Genomic DNA, 18482 nt, shown 5'->3' with positions numbered 1-18482 from the left:
TTTTGAAATAGTTAGTAAGCAGGGGCGATGGATTATATCCTTCAAGAATACTGTTCCTACTTTAAGGTAAGTAAAAATTTGCTTTCTGGTCAAGTGCAAGACCAGAAAGCAAATTTAAGATAGTCACTCTAAAGCACCAAATCTATTAAAACTTCATACGTTGAATCCTAATAGCGTTCAAAATAGCCAACAATGCCACACCTACATCAGCAAAAACCGCTTCCCACATAGTTGCTAAACCTCCTGCACCAAGTACAAGTACAAAGGCTTTTACCACAAAGGCCATCGTGATATTTTGCCATACGATACGTTTTGTTTCTTTTCCGATGATAATAGCTGTTGCTATTTTTGAAGGTTGATCATCTTGAATCACAATATCGGCGGTCTCGATGGTGGCATCGCTACCCAAACCACCCATCGCAATACCTGCATCGCTCAAGGCAATTACCGGAGCGTCGTTTACACCATCGCCAACAAATGCGACTGTTTCATGCTGTGTCTTAATCGCTTTTACTTGATTGACTTTATCTTCTGGTAACAAATCTCCAAAGGCTCTCGAAATGCCTATTTGTTGGGCTACATATTGTACAACCGAATTTTTGTCGCCACTCAACATGGTTGTTTTTACCCCTAACTTATGAAGTTGTTGAATGGCCAAAGAGGCATCAGATTTGATACTATCTGCAATAGTGATATAGCCCACAAACTGACCTGAATACGCAATAGCCAGTACAGTATAAACTATTTGAGATGGGTCAATATCATAAGTAATCCCCTTTTTTTCTAATAATTTAAAATTACCAATAAGAATCTCTTTGTCCTCTACAGTTGCGCTGAGCCCATATCCTGCAATTTCCTCTATATCTTGTAAATCGATATTGTAATCAATGTTGCCAACGTATTCATGAATAGCTGTAGCGACAGGATGTGTACTTTTACTTTCCAACGCATTTACAATTTGTAGTAGATGATTTTTGTCAAAGGTATCTTTAATAACTACTTCTTGTACTTTGAAAACTCCTTCAGTGAGTGTGCCCGTTTTGTCCATTACAACATGTTGAATGGTGGCTATTACATCCAAGAAATTACTTCCTTTAAACAAAATGCCATTTTTTGAGGCTGCACCAATACCGCCAAAATATCCTAGAGGAATAGAAATGACCAAAGCACAAGGACAAGAAATAACCAAAAAAATCAATGCTCGATATAGCCATTCTTGAAAATGATATTCTGACACCAATAGATAGGGTAGGAGCGTAATCGCTACTGCCAAACCAACTACAATTGGGGTATAAATATTAGCGAATTTTCGAATAAAAAGCTCCGTAGGCGCTTTTTGCTTGGTGGCATTTTGAACTAAATCCAAAATTTTACTCAATTTACTATCCTGATACGCTGTAGTAACTTTTACCAAAGCAATCGAGTTTAGATTGAGCATTCCAGCCAATACGGGTTCACCTTTTCTCTTGGTGTCTGGCTTACTTTCGCCAGTCAAGGCGGAGGTATTGAAGGTAGAAGTTTCGGAAACTAGTTCGCCGTCTAGGGCTAATTTTTCGCCTGCTTTTAATTGGATAATTTCCCCAACCGAAACAGTCATAGCTTTTTTTACAATAGGCTGGTTATTTTCCACCACTGTCACGGTGTCTGGGCGCTGGTCGAGGAGGCTTTTAATATTTGATTTAGCTCTTTTTACCGCCAAAGACTGAAAACTTTCCCCCACAGCATAAAACAGCATTACTGCCACCCCTTCAGGATATTCGCCAATGCCAAAAGCTCCAACAGTGGCAATACTCATCAAGAGAAATTCAGAGAAAATATCTTTTTTCAATATACTTTCCCAAGCTTCTTTAATAACAGGCAAGCCCACAGGGATGTAGGCAACCAAGTATAAAGTCATTCGTATCCAACCCGTAAACCATGTAGGTTGTAGCCAATTGTCGAGCGTAAGACCAATACCCAATAAAATGAAAGAAATAATGGCAGGCAGAAAAGATACTTCTCCATCATGCGAATGACCTGCATGGTCATGCTCGTTATGTTCGTGATTATGATGGATATGTTCAACCTGTTCGTCATCATGGCAACAGGTGTGACCATGTGACGTATGTGTATGTTGAGTCATGAGATTTAGAATTTATGAAAATACAATTATGCAATAACGATGCAAGAAATCCACTGATTTTTAAGGCGATAGTAGCAATCGTTACGCACAAATGTAGACCTAAAACTCATGCAACAGGGAATCAAAAAGAAAGAATATTTTAAAGAAATTCGAAATAAGTAGACCGAATATGCTTGTCTCATCTCGAATTTTAGTATTAGGTTTATACCCCAATTATTCATCAAAAAAGCGGTTGAAAAAGATTTTTCGACCGCTTTTTTGATACTACTATGCTATGTCTGACTTGGCTTATGACACAAAGTATTGCGTCTCTACGGCTAGAATACAACGTTTAAATAATCAAAAAATCTAAAAAATGAACTCATCTGCAATAGATACTTCTTTGAAGAATTGAGGGTTTTGTTCCATTTGCGTTTCTCTTTTTACTTGAATACCTGTTAAGTCAAAAACTCTTTCAAGGCGCTCCCCAGATTTTAGAAACTTCAATAGTTGTGTTGTGTAAACCCCGTTTCGACCGTATCCGTTTTTCGCTTTATTGCCCCAGTCGGTTGCCATAGCCAAATATACGTTACCTGCATTAAATCTGTTGAGTTGGATAGGGCTAAAGACATTAGCATCTTTCCACGCTCTTTCTGTTTCAATATTGGCTCTGGCTTGAATCTGAAATGGGTCATTTCTACAAGCGTCTAATACAATCAGGTTATGTTTGGCACCACCTGTTTTAAGTCTTCTAAACAAAAAGTCAATATTGTAGGCAAAATCGTCTAAATCTTCAGGGCGCTTAAGTTGGGCATCTACAGGAATAATATATTTCTTGCCTGCAATTTCCATTCCGTGACCTGCGTAGAAAAAAGTGGCCATTTCTGCACCAGTAATTTTTTCTTGAAAAGTTTTAATGGCTTGTTTGACATTTAGCAAATTTGCATCAACTAAAATTTTTACTTCAAAACCTAAAGCGGTTAATGCTTTACCCAAATCCTGAACATCGTTTTTGGGATTTTCGCCCAAACTACCTCCATAATTGTAGGTGCCATTACCAATCAATAGCGCAATACGTCGCCCTCTGCTCGGCATAGGAGTGTTGTTGAGATATGGATTTGAGCTTACAACTTGGCTAGCAGGAGTAGGCAATAGCGTTACTGGAGCTGCATTGGCAGGCGTAGTTTGCTTATTGGTAGTGGTTTTCTTTGTAATATTAACCGCATGAACAGGACTTATGCCCTGAATCGAGATATATTGTGCCTCTGAGTCAAATTTTCCTAGTATGAGCAGGAATAAAACTTGTAAACATATCAGTATTCTCATGAGATAAGGATGATTTAGAATAATACTAAAATAAACTGAAAGCAAGGAAATAGGTAATAGTGTTGGAGCAATATCTTTAAGGCTATTATGTTTATTGTCAGATAAATACGATTGTTAAGGCCTTTGTTTTACTTGCTAATTTACCTATTAGTAGTCCGAATAACAGATGCGAAATCCAATAAAACATGACCTAAATTCAGGCTGTTGATAGCTTCGACTTGAGGTCAGGGTCTCTTTTGGGGAGGATTCCCAGCTACCTCCTCTCACTATTTTGGCATGTCCTTTTGGCGGTCCTAGTGGATTATCTTTTTGGTTCTGATTATAATAGTTTGGTAAATACCAATCTGAACACCACTCGGCGACATTACCTGTTAGGTCGTGAATCCCTAAGTCATTGGGTGTATATGAACCAACTGGTGCTGTAAACACAAAACCGTCTTGATAACCCCAAAAAATTCTATCACTACTTTTAGTCCATTTCAAAACGCTGGCGGTATTTTCGTCAGCAAGGTTACTCACCCGAATATTAAAAGGCTGGTAGTTACCCCAGCTAAATTTGGTATGTTTATCGGCATTTCCTGCCGCATATTCCCACTCAGCTTCGGTGGGTAGTCTGTAGGCTTTGCCTGTAGAATTCTTCAACCAATTACAATAGGCTTGGGCATCGTTCCAACTAACGTGAACCACTGGGTGGTTGTCTTCCATGTCAGTTCTTGGACTTCCTGATGGGTCAAATTTCCAGTTGACCCCTTTTTTTAATTCCCATCTTTCGCCATTAAAAATATAGCTACCTCCTTTTTTTTCAGCGTCTGTTTTATAGCCAGTAGAATTGATAAACGCACGGAAATCGCTAACGGTTACCTCAAATTTGCTAATGTAGAAGTTATTGATTTTTACATATCGAATAGGTTTTTCATCTTCTTTCCCTTGAAGATTACCCATGAGAAATAACCCTCCTTTGACTAATAGCATGGAGGTATTGATACTTTGAGGGAGATTGGTGCCGTAGACTCTTACTTTTAATTGACCCGAAAGATTTTCTAGGTGTGTAAGTGGTAACCAAACAATGCGTTTGCCTTTACCAGTTTCTACAACTCCAAGGTCGCCATTACATGCATGCAATGGAACACTTTTCCAGATGGAGTTATTGATACTATATTGGAGAGATATATTTTGTGCACCACCATCCATAAGGTCATAATCCACAACTACTTGGTCGTTATCGATTTTATAATCAACATGTTGGATACTTTGGGCACTGGCATACATCGAACCAAACAGTAATAACGCTGTAATCAGTTTCATGTATTAAAGTTAGATGCTACAAGTGTGGTTTAAGCTATTTTAATCAATACGGATAGGCGCTATGTGCCTGAATACATCACTGTTGTATCAAAATAGAGGAGCAGAGGAGTTAATAAGTTCGGATTTACAGTCATAAAAATTAATGGTTAAACTACTTGAAAATAGGAAGTAAGCTTCTATAGCATACACTATAGAAATATAAAAATGTACAGCCCTAGTTTAGAAAAAGTTGCATTTGTGAAATTAGCACAACTTTAGACTAGGAATGTTGTTAAAAAGTCAATGAAAAGATAAAAGTAGTGCAGATTTTGTGGCGGAAATCTACATTTCTTTTTCTACGCCGAGACCAAACAAAGCAAAGTCGTACTTGACAGGGTCGTTTTTGTCAAGAGTTCTTAAATTTTCGGTAAGCTCTAATGCCGTTAGCCAATCTGTTTTTTGACGTTGTATCAAGCCTAATTTTCGTGCAACACGATCCACATGAACGTCGCAAGGACAAATCAGTTGGGCAGGTTTGATACGAGTCCAAATACCAAAGTCAACACCTTTGTTATCTTGGCGAACCATCCATCTCAAAAACATATTAATTCTCTTACAAGTAGATTTTCGCAATGGCGTTGCAATATGCTTTTGGGTTCTTTGAGGATAGTCTTCCAAGCTAAAAAATAGTTGATGAAAGCCAATCAGTGCATTTTCTGTTGTATGATCAGTATCATGCAAAAATCGTGCAAAAGCATCCTCTAGGGAGTGATATTTTGCATAATATTCTTTAAACCATTCGATAAAATAAAGGGTATCGGTAGCATTGAAGGTTCGATGCTTAAAATTGAGGAAGCGTTTTAGGTCAGAAGATTGATGTTGGGTAATAAATTGATGTGGTGCTCCATCCATCAAAGTAATAAGTTCATTACATTTATTGATAATGGTTTTACGTTGTCCCCAAGCAAGTATTGAGGCCCAAAATCCCATAATTTCAATATCTTGTTTTTGACTAAAAGAGTGAGGAATACAGATAGGGTCGTTGGGTATAAAATTAGGTTGGTTAAACTCTTGGAATTTTTCTTCCAAGAGTTCTATCACAAATGAGTTCATTATAAGGGCGATAGGAATAAAAGGCTTGCTATTTTTTGATTTTTGATGCCACAAAGGCAATAATTTTAGATGGAATAGATAAAATCCAAACCAATACCGTATATAAAAATGCAAAAGTAGCAATAGCTGGAAAAGCTAATGTGTAGAGGATATTAAAAATGATTCCTCCAGTTGTCAGTGGTCTTTTTTGTCTTGGCATAATATAAAAACAAACAAGGGATAGTTACTTCCGTAAATATCCCTTGGTCGAATTAAGGAGTCATATAATTAATTTCTGCTTTGATTCGTTTGTCAACGGGATTGAGTTTTTCAAAAGCCCGAGGCGATAATTTAATCACCACTTTGTCGGCACCAAGGTCTGGCAATCGACCAATAACTTTTACCCAAATACTTTGTCCATTAGCAACGTTTTTGACGTTCACTAAAGTTCCCACTGGAGCAGAACGATGTAACGCTAGATACTTTCCTGATTTATCTTCTACATCTATAAGCTCAGCCAAGCCTGTTTCTATGGTTTTCTTAAATCCTGATTGAGAGCGACTTACTTCAGAAGAAAGTTTTACTTCTGGCTCTGAGGTATTCACTGGCGTGCTAGAGGTAGGTTGAGTGTTAGCCGGCGTAGTTGGATAATTGGGCTGAACATCTACCTTTTGAATAAAATTTCGTGCTTCTGTATTGTTTCTTTTATTGGCTTCAGCGGGATCAATAATCAATACTTGACCCACTTCCAAATTGTCAGAAGAAAGACTATTCCATTTACGAATATCAGCTACCGCAATATGATATTTTGCTGCAATTCCATACAAACCCTGTCCTGGTTCTACAAGGTGTGTAACCATTTTAGGAGCATTTGTATTAGAAGGAACTTGCTGTTGAGGTGGCGTAGTTGGATACTGTGGTGCAGGATCAGGCTTACGTGCAGGAGGTGTCGATGCAGTAGATGAGCTTCCCATAGTACGCAAAGTTCTATTGTATGGAATTTTCAGAATATCTCCTACCTTAATACCATCTGGTGCCCCTGGGTTTGCAGCCTTGTATTCTGGCACATTACTACCAAATCTCTTTACGATTGAGAACAAAGTTTGCTTAGGATCCACTTTATATTTAACAAAAGTTTTGTCTCCTTCTCTAATCAAACCCAAAGAATCTTTTACTACCTCTTTGGCTTCGGCAACAACGGCTGAACCTGTCAAAACCAAGCAGGTAAATGTTAATTCACTAATGGATTTTTTAATTGAGCTCATAACCGTGTAATTGGCTTTTGTTCTTAACATATAGTAAAATTTCTGGTTTAACAGTGAAGGTGCCGAGACCTAATCCCTCTGATTCAGTAAGTAATTCGTTGAGCAATACTTCTTTACGATTGTTCACCACTAGAAGGTAATTCCAGAGTTTGTTTTCTTGGTAAAGATAATAAGAAATAATAATCTTGTCTTTATATTCTAAATAATCTACTCCTTTTTGAATATCTACATTTAATAAACGGTAAAGGAATCGATGAATCGCTGGAAAATACTCGTTTTGCTCCGTATAATGAATTGGTTGCAAATGACGATAAGACTGGCTGGAAAAATTATCTGATATTTGAGGTATGTACTCCGATATTTCGCCTGTTTGTATGTTTAAATAATGTTTTTGGGTAACTTGTGGCTTAGTTTCTTCCGAAAACTCGATGAGTTCCACTAGGTCATTATTAAGTTTCCCAAGACTTTGCCACCATGTATTGATAGGGCTGGCTTGCTTCCAGATGAGCGCTGCATTGACTAAATCTATACAGATGAGCTCCACTTTTCGAAGTGTTTCATTTCTTAGCTCTGCAACTAAATGGTGCTCACTAAGTTGAATATTCCAGATTTTTTCTTGAAATGTAAACGCAAATAGTTTTTTCACAAACAAGTAATTGATTAACGAAGAAAAAAGGTTTTAGGTATGAATAATGTACTCCTAATTTTTGGAGAGACAGTTTGTTTTTCTGCTTTTTTGACAAATACTCAAGATTTGTTGTACTATCATCTTCATACAAAATTAAGACTTTACTAACAAAGTACTTTATTTATCAATACCCTTTCCTTAAATTTAACGCCCTGATTGAAAAATGCTTTTGGTCATCTCAAATATCAATTAATAATCAATTCTGATGCCAAAAACGTATAGTACCTTCGAGTTTGAATAAATCTTATTTAAAATAATACTTCCATCTCGAGGCGTATCTTTTAAGTAACAACAAATATGTCAAACTCTTGTTTAATTACGGAGAGAAATGTAAAATTAAGCTCATTTTATTGAAAACTAATGATATGAAAATTCTTGGAATAATTCCTGCGCGATATGCTTCTACTCGATTCCCTGCTAAACCTTTGGTAGATATTGGAGGGAAATCAATGATTCAACGTGTTTATGAGCAAGCAAGTTCAGCAGAGGTATTGTCAAAAGTGGTTGTAGCTACCGATGACGAACGTATTTTTGAGCACGTTCAGGCGTTTGGTGGGGCTGTAGTCATGACCTCAACAGAGCATCCTAGTGGTACAGACCGTTGTTTCGAAGCCTTACAAAAAGTAGAACTAGAGTTTAATGAAGTGTTTGATTATGTGATTAATATACAAGGCGATGAACCCTTTATTCAACCAAAGCAAATTGAAATTTTGGCGGGTTGTTTAGATGGGAATACAGAATTAGCAACCTTGATTAAAAAAATCGAAGATGAAATAACCTTATTTAATATCAATACTCCGAAGGTGATTTTTAATGAGTTGAATGAGGCTATCTATTTTTCACGTCAGACTATTCCGCATTTGCGTGGAATTGAACAAAGTGAATGGCTCAATGCTCATGATTTTTATAAACATATTGGTATCTATGCTTATAGAAAAGATATTTTAGGTAAAATCACCTCGCTTCCCATGGCTGTTCTCGAAAAAGCCGAATCTTTAGAGCAATTGAGATGGCTAGCGCATGGATATAAAATCAAAGTCGCTATTACCCCGTATGATAGCTTTGGAATCGACGTACCTGCGGATTTAAAAGAGGCCGTAGAAAGACTTAAGAAGTAGTATAATTCAGGTTATCAATAATGTATTGATAACCTTTTTTATGCTTCAGTGTTCACCATTTATAAGGTGTATTCCAATAATTCTTTTTGCAGTATAAATTTTAAATCAACTTCAAATAACAAACAACGATGAAAAAACTACTTTACTTAATTACCTTTTGCCTTACAAGTTGGGCGGGTATAGCTCAAAAAACGCAACAGAACGAAGCATTCGCACATACATTTTCGATAGTTGCACGCGACCCTCAAACGGGTGATATGGCGGTTGGTGTTCAAAGTCACTGGTTCAGTGTAGGGACAACGGTGTCGTGGGCTGAAGCAGGCGTTGGAGCTATTGCTACTCAAAGTTTTGTAAACAAATCTTTTGGCATTAGAGGATTATCGTTGCTGAAGTCTGGAAAAACAGCTCAAGAAACACTGGATATTCTACTATCTGATGACGCAGGGAAGGAAGTACGTCAGGTTGGAATTGTTGATCAAAAAGGAAATGTGGCTGTACATACTGGCAAAAATTGTGTAGATTATGCAGGTCATGTAAAGGGGACTCAGTTTTCAGTACAAAGTAATATGATGCTTACAGATAAAGTACCCGCTGCCATGGCAAAGGCTTTTGAATCAAGTGCTAATTTACCGCTTGCTGAAAGAGTTTTAAAAGCAATGGAAGCCGCTCAAGCTGTAGGAGGAGATATCCGTGGAAAACAGTCTGCTGCATTATTAGTGGTAAACGCAACAGACACAGGAAAGCCTTGGGATGACAACCATAAAGTGGATTTACGGGTCGATGACCACGCTTTACCACTTGTCGAGTTAGCGCGATTGTTGAAAGTTCAACGAGCTTATGAGCACATGAATGAGGGAGATTTGGCAGTGGAAAAAAACGATATGAAAAAAGCGATGGAGGAGTACGGAGCAGCGATGAAAATGTTTCCCAATAATTTAGAAATGCAATATTGGACAGCTATAGCTCTGGCCAATAGTCATCAAACATTGAAAGCAAGTGCGATGCTAAAAAAGATTTATGCAAAGGATACTAACTGGTTAGAAATGACTAAAAGACTCCCTAAAGTAGGGCTTTTGACTGTTTCAGAAAAAGAATTTCAACAGCTTTTAAAACGTTAGTTTTGTCCGAATACTCAATTTTATATACTAATATCTATTGTTTATCCTTTATAGAAGTGGAGTTGTTGAAGTCCTTACTTAGATACAGTTCCACTCGATTAGCTTTTGTACATTTTTAATTTTATTGCTTAAACATCTTACTTTTATGAAAACTAAATTCTTATTTTTTGCTCTCGTATTTGCCTTAGTATCTACAATTAGTTACCGCTCTAGTGCACAATTATACAAGTCAGCTTTGGGCTTGCGTTTGGGAGCAGCCAATGGTATCACTTTCAAAACATTTGTAAACAAAAATGCTGCCTTTGAAGCCATTGGTACTTTCCGCTATCGTGGATTTGGTCTAACAGGTTTGTATGAGGTTCATGGAAGAGCCTTTAATTCAAGAGATTTCAACTGGTTTATTGGTGGCGGTGGTCACGTCTACACATGGGGCGATGACAGACCAAGCTGGTTGACTGGCGATAAACGTACAGTATTGGGTTTAGATGGTATTCTGGGTTTGGAAGGTAAAGTACGAACAATCCCTTTGGCGATAAGTTTAGACTGGAAACCTACAGTGAACATTATCAACTATTCTGGATTTTGGGGCGATGAGTTTGCCTTATCTTTCAGATATACGTTTTAAAAAGCAAAGTACTTTATTGTAATTCCTCCTCAATGCTTTGTTGAAGAGCTTGGATTTTTGCAATGATATCTTCGTAAATATTCAACACAAACATTCTATTTCTTTTGATTCTGTAAAGGTCAAGAAGTAGAATGTTTTTTTGTTTGGTAGTAAGAACAATCGGGCTATTAATACCTTTTACTACACCTTTGGTATCAAAAATCAAGTTTTCTGCGAAGCAGTCATTAAATTTAGAATAGTAGTTCTTATGAAATTGTAATTCTGAATATTCCTCCTCTAATTTTCTAATAGAATTATAGTCGTTTTCATATAGAGAAAGTATTTGTGACCTAAGAGAATCATTATCGATGATTTCTAATCCTTTCGACTTAAGAGTTTGATAACCAGAAGAGTTTTGGGTTGAAATAAAATCACGAAACAATCTAAAGTAGTAAACATTGGTCGAATCATGATTGATAGGTAGGGATAATATAGCTTTTTGAAAGAAAGTGGTAGCTTCAATTCCTTGCTTATGTCCTAACACATTGAGTTCTATATCTTGAATATCCTGTTTTAAACCATTATTGATTTCTGATAAAATCTTGACTTCGACATATTTATCTTTCCGTGTTTCGTTCCAACTATCGAGTGCAAAGGCTGCAAAAACACCAATGAAGATAGATAGAAATTCAAATCCAAATTTTTTGATAGCGTCAATAGATATAATATTTTTCATAAAATGATTTGATTCAGAGCTTGAATGAAGGTATTAGTTGCGAATATTACGAGATATATCGCTTATAAACAACAGGAGGCACGAGCTTTTATCGTGCCTCCTGTTGTTTATGAAAATATTAAGTTCTGGGCTTTTTAATTTAGTTTACTACGTATTTCCCATCTGAGGCAATAGTCACTTTAGGGAGTTTATGAGTAGTTTCGAAGTACTGATACCCTGGTTTTAGCCAAGACCAAAATTCGATTAAGTCGTTGTTTGAACTAAATTCTTGTTTTAAAGCATTGTAATTGTCGTCACTCAATTTTGTAGGAAAAATATGCACAGGAATATCATTACCGCTATTTTTTGCTTTAATCGCAAACAAATATAGTTCGTTGATAAGCTCGTCACCGACAGGAATACAACCAATGGTCAAACAAGAACCATGAATGAAAATATTGTCGCCTGGGTTTACAGGGTCAGCAAATTTCAAGTCAGAAGCATTAGGATAACCTACCCGAAAGGATAAAATATATTCGCTTTGAGGATTGAACGCATTTACGGTATAAAAACCTTCGGGCATTTGTCTGTCACCAGAACGGCGTTTAGGTCCTAATACGCCTGTAGTGGCACAAAAATCATAGGTTTTAGCTAAAGTGTACTGTGCACTTTCTTGGTTTTTAACCCAAACTTCAAGGATTCGCTCTTTTTTAAATGCACGAATAAACATATCATACTTTTGTATATTGATACCTTTTGATTTTAATAAATCCTCCACAGCCTTTCCTTTGAGTTTGACAGCTTCTCGCACACGAGGAAACTGTAATTGTTTAGCGTAAAAAGAAGGATTTGTCTGAGCAAAACCTCCGAAGCCTAAAAGTGTAATAAAGGCTAGGAAAATGTGTTTCATGGTTCGGATTGAATATTAAAGGTTCAAATAAATTTAAAAGTCAATTAGTAAGCTTATGACGTGTTTATGTGTGAAAGTCTCATAAACAAGGTACAAAAAAGTGTGCAAAAATCAAGGAAGGGATAGAATTCCTTTTATGCCAAATTTAATAGTTGCAATCAGATTTTCTGAAAAATATTTTATTGAATTGACCATATAGCGTAACTTTCCAGCTTCAAAATGGAATCCTATACACAACAATGATTACAGCCTCTTATTTGAAAAGTACCTTGTCGGAAGAATTTCCTCCGCAAGATTGTAATATATTTCTGAAAGCACTTTGGTATGATGCAAAAGGCGATTGGGAATCTGCACACGAAATAGCTCAGTCAAACGAAGGAAGTCAACCCTATGATCGTTTACACGCCTATCTGCATCGTAAGGAAGGCGACAATTGGAATGCCAACTATTGGTACTCACGTGCCAAGTCCAAAATGCCGTCCTATTCATTAGAAAAAGAATGGGAAAATTTAGTGGTTGAACTACAACGATAGATTTAATTTTTAATTACGACTTACAAATGACGAAAATTACCAAATATATAGAGGAAGCAAAAGGGAAAACACTTTTCTCAATTGAGATTATTCCACCTGTAAAAGGCGAAAGTATTCAAACATTGATGAATAACATTGAGCCTTTGATGGAGTTTCAGCCTCCTTTTATCGAAGTTACCTATCACCGAGAGGAATTTATTGAGAAAGTCATCAATGGAAGAATTGAGAAAATCCCTACTCGTAAACGCCCGGGAACGGTCGGAATCTGTGCTTCTATTATGAACAGATTCAAGGTAGATGCTGTGCCACACGTGATTTGTGGAGGATTTACGCAAGAAGAAACCGAAGACTTTTTGTTTGACTTACACTATATCGGTATCGATAATGTATTGGTGCTACGTGGCGATCCTGTGAAGGGCAATGCTGCCTTTGTGCCAGAAAAAGGAGGTCATGCTTACGCTAGTGAATTACTTGAGCAAGTTGTAAGTATGAATCAAGGAAAGCTTTTGCATGAAGAAACCGAAAGTGCGCCAACAAACTTTTGTATTGGTGTGGCAGGTTATCCCGAAAAACATTTTGAAGCTCCCAATTTCCAAGTCGACTTTGAGTATTTGAGAAGAAAAGTTGCATTAGGAGCTGATTATATCGTCACTCAAATGTTTTTTGACAATCAAAAGTATTTTGATTTTGTGAAAAAATGCCGTGAAGAAGGAATCAACGTTCCTATTATTCCAGGACTCAAGCCGTTAGCGACTCGTAAGCAGTTGACGGTATTGCCGAGAATATTTCATTTGGATATTCCGATTGATTTAGTGAATGCGGTAAATGCCTGTAAATCGGATAAAGATGTCAAACAAGTGGGTATCGAATGGTGTATTCAACAATGTAAAGAGTTGATGGATTTTGGTGCACCGATTTTACATTTTTACACCATGTCAAAATCAGAAAGTACTCAAAAAATTGCTCAAGCAATTTTTTAAAAATAGCAAATAAAAACTAAAGGAAAGGTAGGCTTCTTGGAGCCTGCCTCTTTTTTTTAACGCTAATTCATAAAAGAAAAGCTGTTTTCAAAACCATTTAAACAGTTTCATCCTGAATTACTCAAAGAATCCAAGTTACTTGCTTATTTTTGAGACAATAGAATCCAAATTAATTGCAAAACTCATATAAGAGATAATTGTCATACATGGTAATACATTTACAATCCTTCATACGATTTATAGTACAAAAGAGAAAAATATTTCTTGGACTGGCTTTGCTGACTTTTGGCTTGGCCTTTTTAGTCTATTTTTTAAGTGAAAAAGGACCCGTAAGCGCCACCGAGGATAAGTACCTGTATGACGTTCAGCAAAAGGTGCAGGAAGAGGTAAATGTTTCGCAGGAAGATTTACGGAAAATAATCGCTACACTACAAACACTAGGGCCTAAACCTCAGTTTTCTCAATTTGCTGTTCAAGCGACACATCCGTATTTTATTTTCAAGAACCACGAACTGATTTATTGGTCAGACTCAAGATTTGTCCCTGAATATGAAAAAGTAAGAGGAACTTATACGGCTCGTTCTTTTGAAATAGACAGGAATAAATTTGTGGTAAATCATGGGCAGACAGGAGAGTATGAAATATTTTCATTGATAGAACTATTTCGCTTATACGAATCAGAGACCAATCATCTGAAGTCTACGTATAATCCTGCTATTTTTTCGATAGACCCACAAAATTTAAGTGTCGAAAAATCTAATAATTCACACTTAAATATTCATACCGAAGATCAGATTTTCTTATTTGTTGTTACGCCACCTAAGGCGGATAGCTTAAAAAATCAATCCATTCCTGTCAATGTGATTGTGCTTGGTGTATTAGGGCTGTTTTTATTGACAGTATTTGTGTTGAGTGTGATTTGGGTATTCAATCACGAGCATCAATATGAAAAAGCCTTTGTGCTTTTGGGTGTTTTTTTATTGGGTTTGAGAGGGGTAATGTTGTTTTACTCCTTGCCGTTTATTTTCTATGAAAGTAACTTGTTCAATCCCAAATTTTATGCGTCATCTGCTATTGTACCTTCTCTAGGAGATTTAATGCTCAATTTGATTGTAGTATTTTTCTTGTTGTTATACTTGGTGAATTATTACTACAAAATGAAATTTTATCTTTGGGTAATGCACGTTTCGCAAAGTCTAAAAATAACCATTGCTAGCATTCTTGTCTTTTTGAGTTTCTATATTTACAAAAGCCTCTATTTTGTTTTAGTCAATATATATATCTTTTCTCAGTACCGACTAGACCTATCCTTAAGTATTGATTTTTGGGATAGACCCCTCAAAACTTCTTGTATTGGTATCTTTTTACTGGTGAGCTTAGTGTATTTTCTGGCAACGCATGTGCTCATAAATTTGTTTATCAAGCTTTTGCGTTTGACAAAACCACTGATTTACATGGGCTTATTGTTTGTGGTATCCTTGCTTTGTATGGTGTTTTGGGCTTTGCTATTGGACATCGGAATAGGTGTATTGAGCTTGCATGCGTTATATATTGGGCTGATTTGTTGGATGCAGTTTCCTCGTTATCTCTATACTTTTAGATACCAAACTACGATTTATTTCTTTTCGGCATCGATTATTTGTGCGGCTATGGCTACCAATGTAGTCTATAAGCAAGCCATTCGGAGAGACTTAGTAATGAAACAACAATTAGGGAAAAAGTACTTGGCCGAAAACGATGAGATAGGTGAGTTTCTATTGAGCAAACTTATTACCCAAGTAAAAGAAGATACAGCCCTATTGAAAATTGCACGAAAAGCCGTTTTGCCACGAGAAGAAGTGCAGAATTACTTCAAAAAATCTTTGTTAGACAACTATTTTGACTACTATGATGTGGAAATATCCGTATTTGACCCATCAGGCAATTCACTATCTAACGTAGATGGCTCTTCAAGTTATGCTATGTATGAAAAAGAGTATAACAAGCCTAAATATAAAACCAATTATCCTGACTTGTTTTTTATCAACGAACCGCGCAATGGGTTTGTAAAGCAATATGTTGAGTTTATTCCTTTGGCAACCAATTTTGATGAAAAAGTAGGGTATATCGTTTTGGATCTTCGAGAAAGAGATGGTATCACAAAAGATGCCTTTTCTGATTTGACGATGTCTGATGGTTCTCAGTTGGAACTAGGTAATTTTAGTTTTGCCGTATATGAAAATGGACATATCGTCAATTCTGGTGGAAAGGGCTATAATTATGAGCGTAAAATGCCTTTATCTGTCCTGAATAACCCTCTCTTATTTACCGAAGGACTTACCAACAGCGGCTACAAACACTTAGGTGTAACAGGTAAAAACAATCGAAAGATTATTGTTTCTTCCGAAGAAATGACTCCTTCTGGGTTATATTCTAACTTTTCATTTTTGTTTTTAGTGTTAGTAGTCACTATTATTTGTGTGATGCTACTGTATTCGGTTAGATATGGTTTTACCCGCATGAATGTAAGTTTGGCAACTAAAATACAAATTTATTTGAATGTTGCGTTTTTGCTTCCGCTGATATTAGTGGTAGGAATAACCCTGAGTATTATTGGAACAAAATTGGCCGAAAGTCAATCGCAGTCATATTTGAGTCAGACCGAAAATGTTAGTATTAGCGTTTGGCCAGCGGTGGAAAAATATGCTCAAGGCAAAATGAGTGAAGAGTTTCTATCTGATACCTTGACAAAAATTGTTTCGAATAGTAAGAAGTTCGTCAGTATTTTTGATACAACAGGAAAGTTATTAGCAACCAATAAAAACTTAATCTATCAAACTAACATGGTTTCAAAATACTTGAATCCATTGGCTTATACCAAGTTGATAGAAGAAAAGGAACTAAAAGTAAGTTTGAGTGAACAATTGGGTAATCTAACATTTACCACTTCCTTTCTAGGTATGCGCTCCAACGAAGGTCGCTTATTAGGTATTATCAGTATTCCTTTTTATGACTCAAAAGTATGGTATGAGAAAGAAGTAAGTGCTGTAATAGGTTCGTTATTAAATGCCTTTACTACTATTTTTGTAATCTTGTTACTCTTGTCATTCTTTGCTTCGAATGCTCTTACGGTTCCTTTGCGGATTATTACGAATAAACTACGGAAAATAGATTTGAGTAAAACCAATGAGGCATTAAGTTGGCGTTCGGACGATGAGATAGGCGTTTTGATAAAAGCTTATAATCAAATGCTTATCAAGTTGGAGGAGTCAAAAATTGCCTTGGCAGATTCAAATAAGCAGTCGGCGTGGCAACAAATGGCAAAACAGGTAGCGCACGAAATCAAGAACCCTTTGACGCCAATGAAGTTATCTTTGCAATTATTGCAACATAAGCTTTCACGTGGGGTAACGATTGATGCTGTTCAAATAAAAGACCAAATAGATTCATTAACAGGTCAGATAGATAATTTATCATACATTGCCAACTCTTTCTCAGATTTTGCTCGAATGCCTATTCCTAAGAAGGAAGTCTTTGACATAGTAGCAGAAGCAACCATGGTGATTAATTTATTCTTAGAGGATAAAACTATTCGCTTGATTAAGGATATTCCTGCCAATTCGATTTACGTGGTAGGCGATAGACATCTTACGGGGAATATTATCAAAAATTTAATTGTAAATGCGATTCAATCGGTACCTTCACACCGTAGTCCGATTATTACGGTACGTCTCATAAGAGGAATCGAGGCTATAACGTTTAGTGTAACCGATAACGGTATAGGTATCCCTGAAGAAGACCGTAGTAAAATTTTTATGCTTGATTTTAGTACGAAGGAACAAGGCTCTGGTGTAGGACTTGCCTTGGCAAAATGGGTTGTTGATAATGCCAAAGGTAGCATTTGGTTCGAGACGCAAACTAGTTCAGGTTCAACATTCTACTTTACCTTGCCTTTGAATCAATAATACGATCCATAAAAATAAAAAGCGGTCGGAGTTAATCTCCGACCGCTTTTTATTTTTCATCGTCCAACTTTACATGGCCCCAGTTTTCACCAGAACGAATGCGATTGAGTTGGGTGTGAGTGATGCCAAATTGCTTTGCAATCATTTTCAGACGGTTTTTGTCTGAGCGAAGCATCTTTTTAATCATCAAAACCTTACTTTCTGTGAGCTTATAGTTCTTAGTTCTTCTTGGAATAACTTTGTCTCTCACGGCTGGATTATCACGATTATGAATGGTCATTTCATCACGTGTTACCCATTTCAAATTTTCCCAGTGGTTGTTAAGCTTGTCGTGATCAAGGTGGACGACAAATTTCTTTTCATCTGAGTCTTTTTTCAAGAAGAACTCAGCTACAAGTTTATGTACATAGCGATTTAAAGACTTATTGCCTTTTGCTCTGATATTCAAAGACTTATATCCTTGTATTTTGGAGCCAGCAATAATTTCGCCATTTACAGGGTCATTTTGGAAACTTTTAAGTCTTCCATAGTTGGATACCTGATAACGAGGAGGATTTTCTACTTCAGTGAACGGAATATCCACCCATTTCTCGTTCCAGAAACTACTGATTTTGTTGATTTTCAACGCTGTTTTCTTTTCTGTCATGGGTGTAAAGATTAAGGATTATACAAATAACATGGACTAAACCTATTGTGTAATTGGTTTGTTTCTAATCAATTAAATTTTATAAAGTAAGTAACGTAATTAATATGATTTATAGGGTAACTTCTTGAAGCTTAGGGTGTATGCTACTCATCTAGTGC

The 18482-nt window shown here is 36.6% G+C and carries 16 protein-coding genes; 6 read left to right on the top strand and 10 right to left on the bottom strand.

From position 1 onward, the window contains the following. Positions 1–145 precede the first annotated feature (145 nt). The 7 genes from QM481_RS03250 to QM481_RS03220 all read right to left on the bottom strand — a co-directional run bounded on the left by QM481_RS03250 (position 146) and on the right by QM481_RS03220 (position 7714). On the bottom strand, positions 146–2122 hold the full coding sequence (locus QM481_RS03250; protein WP_283380636.1) for a heavy metal translocating P-type ATPase: 1977 nt from the start codon (positions 2120–2122) through the stop codon (positions 146–148). Between the two features lie 348 nt (positions 2123–2470). After that, positions 2471–3427 (bottom strand): caspase family protein, encoded by a 957-nt coding sequence (locus tag QM481_RS03245; protein ID WP_166553318.1) that lies wholly within the window; start codon positions 3425–3427, stop codon positions 2471–2473. Positions 3428–3574: 147 nt separating this feature from the next. Beyond that, positions 3575–4732, bottom strand: coding sequence for a formylglycine-generating enzyme family protein (locus QM481_RS03240; protein WP_166553317.1), 1158 nt, complete (start codon positions 4730–4732; stop codon positions 3575–3577). A gap of 321 nt (positions 4733–5053) precedes the next feature. Further along, positions 5054–5824, bottom strand: a complete 771-nt coding sequence (locus tag QM481_RS03235; RefSeq protein ID WP_283380635.1) for a TIGR02757 family protein — start codon at positions 5822–5824, stop codon at positions 5054–5056. Between the two features lie 28 nt (positions 5825–5852). Next, complete coding sequence (locus QM481_RS03230; RefSeq protein ID WP_166553315.1) at positions 5853–6023, bottom strand: hypothetical protein; 171 nt, start codon at positions 6021–6023, stop codon at positions 5853–5855. Between the two features lie 52 nt (positions 6024–6075). After that, the gene (locus QM481_RS03225; RefSeq protein WP_283380634.1) at positions 6076–7068 is read right to left on the bottom strand and encodes a septal ring lytic transglycosylase RlpA family protein; all 993 of its coding nucleotides are present in this window, start codon (positions 7066–7068) and stop codon (positions 6076–6078) included. Further along, positions 7055–7714 (bottom strand): DUF4905 domain-containing protein, encoded by a 660-nt coding sequence (locus QM481_RS03220; RefSeq protein ID WP_283380633.1) that lies wholly within the window; start codon positions 7712–7714, stop codon positions 7055–7057. The genes QM481_RS03225 and QM481_RS03220 overlap by 14 nt, the downstream gene beginning before the upstream one ends. A 407-nt stretch (positions 7715–8121) precedes the next feature. Here QM481_RS03220 and kdsB point away from each other — a divergent pair, with 407 nt between their 5' ends. The 3 genes from kdsB to QM481_RS03205 all read left to right on the top strand — a co-directional run bounded on the left by kdsB (position 8122) and on the right by QM481_RS03205 (position 10617). Further along, positions 8122–8874, top strand: a complete 753-nt coding sequence (kdsB, locus tag QM481_RS03215; RefSeq protein ID WP_283380632.1) for a 3-deoxy-manno-octulosonate cytidylyltransferase — start codon at positions 8122–8124, stop codon at positions 8872–8874. Positions 8875–9002: 128 nt separating this feature from the next. After that, on the top strand, positions 9003–9992 hold the full coding sequence (locus tag QM481_RS03210) for a DUF1028 domain-containing protein (protein ID WP_283380631.1): 990 nt from the start codon (positions 9003–9005) through the stop codon (positions 9990–9992). A gap of 145 nt (positions 9993–10137) precedes the next feature. Further along, a complete protein-coding gene (locus QM481_RS03205) occupies positions 10138–10617 on the top strand; it encodes a hypothetical protein (RefSeq protein WP_283380630.1) in 480 nt (159 codons plus the stop codon). A 13-nt stretch (positions 10618–10630) separates the two neighbouring features. Here QM481_RS03205 and QM481_RS03200 read toward each other — a convergent pair whose 3' ends face one another. Together QM481_RS03200 and QM481_RS03195 are read right to left on the bottom strand one after the other, a co-directional pair. Further along, positions 10631–11332: a hypothetical protein gene (locus QM481_RS03200; RefSeq protein WP_283380629.1), complete on the bottom strand. Its 702-nt coding sequence runs from the start codon at positions 11330–11332 to the stop codon at positions 10631–10633. A 139-nt stretch (positions 11333–11471) separates the two neighbouring features. Next, positions 11472–12221 (bottom strand): L,D-transpeptidase family protein, encoded by a 750-nt coding sequence (locus tag QM481_RS03195; protein WP_283380628.1) that lies wholly within the window; start codon positions 12219–12221, stop codon positions 11472–11474. 242 nt (positions 12222–12463) lie between these two features. Between QM481_RS03195 and QM481_RS03190 the strand changes: the two genes are divergently transcribed. From QM481_RS03190 to QM481_RS03180, 3 genes are all read left to right on the top strand, one after another. After that, positions 12464–12754 (top strand): hypothetical protein, encoded by a 291-nt coding sequence (locus QM481_RS03190; protein ID WP_374760869.1) that lies wholly within the window; start codon positions 12464–12466, stop codon positions 12752–12754. A gap of 26 nt (positions 12755–12780) precedes the next feature. Continuing rightward, on the top strand, positions 12781–13734 hold the full coding sequence (gene metF / locus QM481_RS03185) for a methylenetetrahydrofolate reductase [NAD(P)H] (RefSeq protein WP_166553307.1): 954 nt from the start codon (positions 12781–12783) through the stop codon (positions 13732–13734). A gap of 206 nt (positions 13735–13940) precedes the next feature. Then, the gene (locus QM481_RS03180) at positions 13941–17678 is read left to right on the top strand and encodes a sensor histidine kinase (RefSeq protein WP_283380627.1); all 3738 of its coding nucleotides are present in this window, start codon (positions 13941–13943) and stop codon (positions 17676–17678) included. 49 nt (positions 17679–17727) lie between these two features. On the opposite strand, the gene QM481_RS03175 is transcribed toward QM481_RS03180, so the two are convergent. After that, the gene (locus tag QM481_RS03175; RefSeq protein WP_166553305.1) at positions 17728–18324 is read right to left on the bottom strand and encodes an NUMOD4 domain-containing protein; all 597 of its coding nucleotides are present in this window, start codon (positions 18322–18324) and stop codon (positions 17728–17730) included. Positions 18325–18482: the final 158 nt, after the last annotated feature.

This window comes from Flectobacillus rivi (assembly GCF_030056655.1).
GTDB lineage: Bacteria > Bacteroidota > Bacteroidia > Cytophagales > Spirosomataceae > Flectobacillus > Flectobacillus rivi.
Note: the sequence above shows the minus strand (reverse complement) of the source record. Positions and strands in the feature narration are given on the sequence as shown.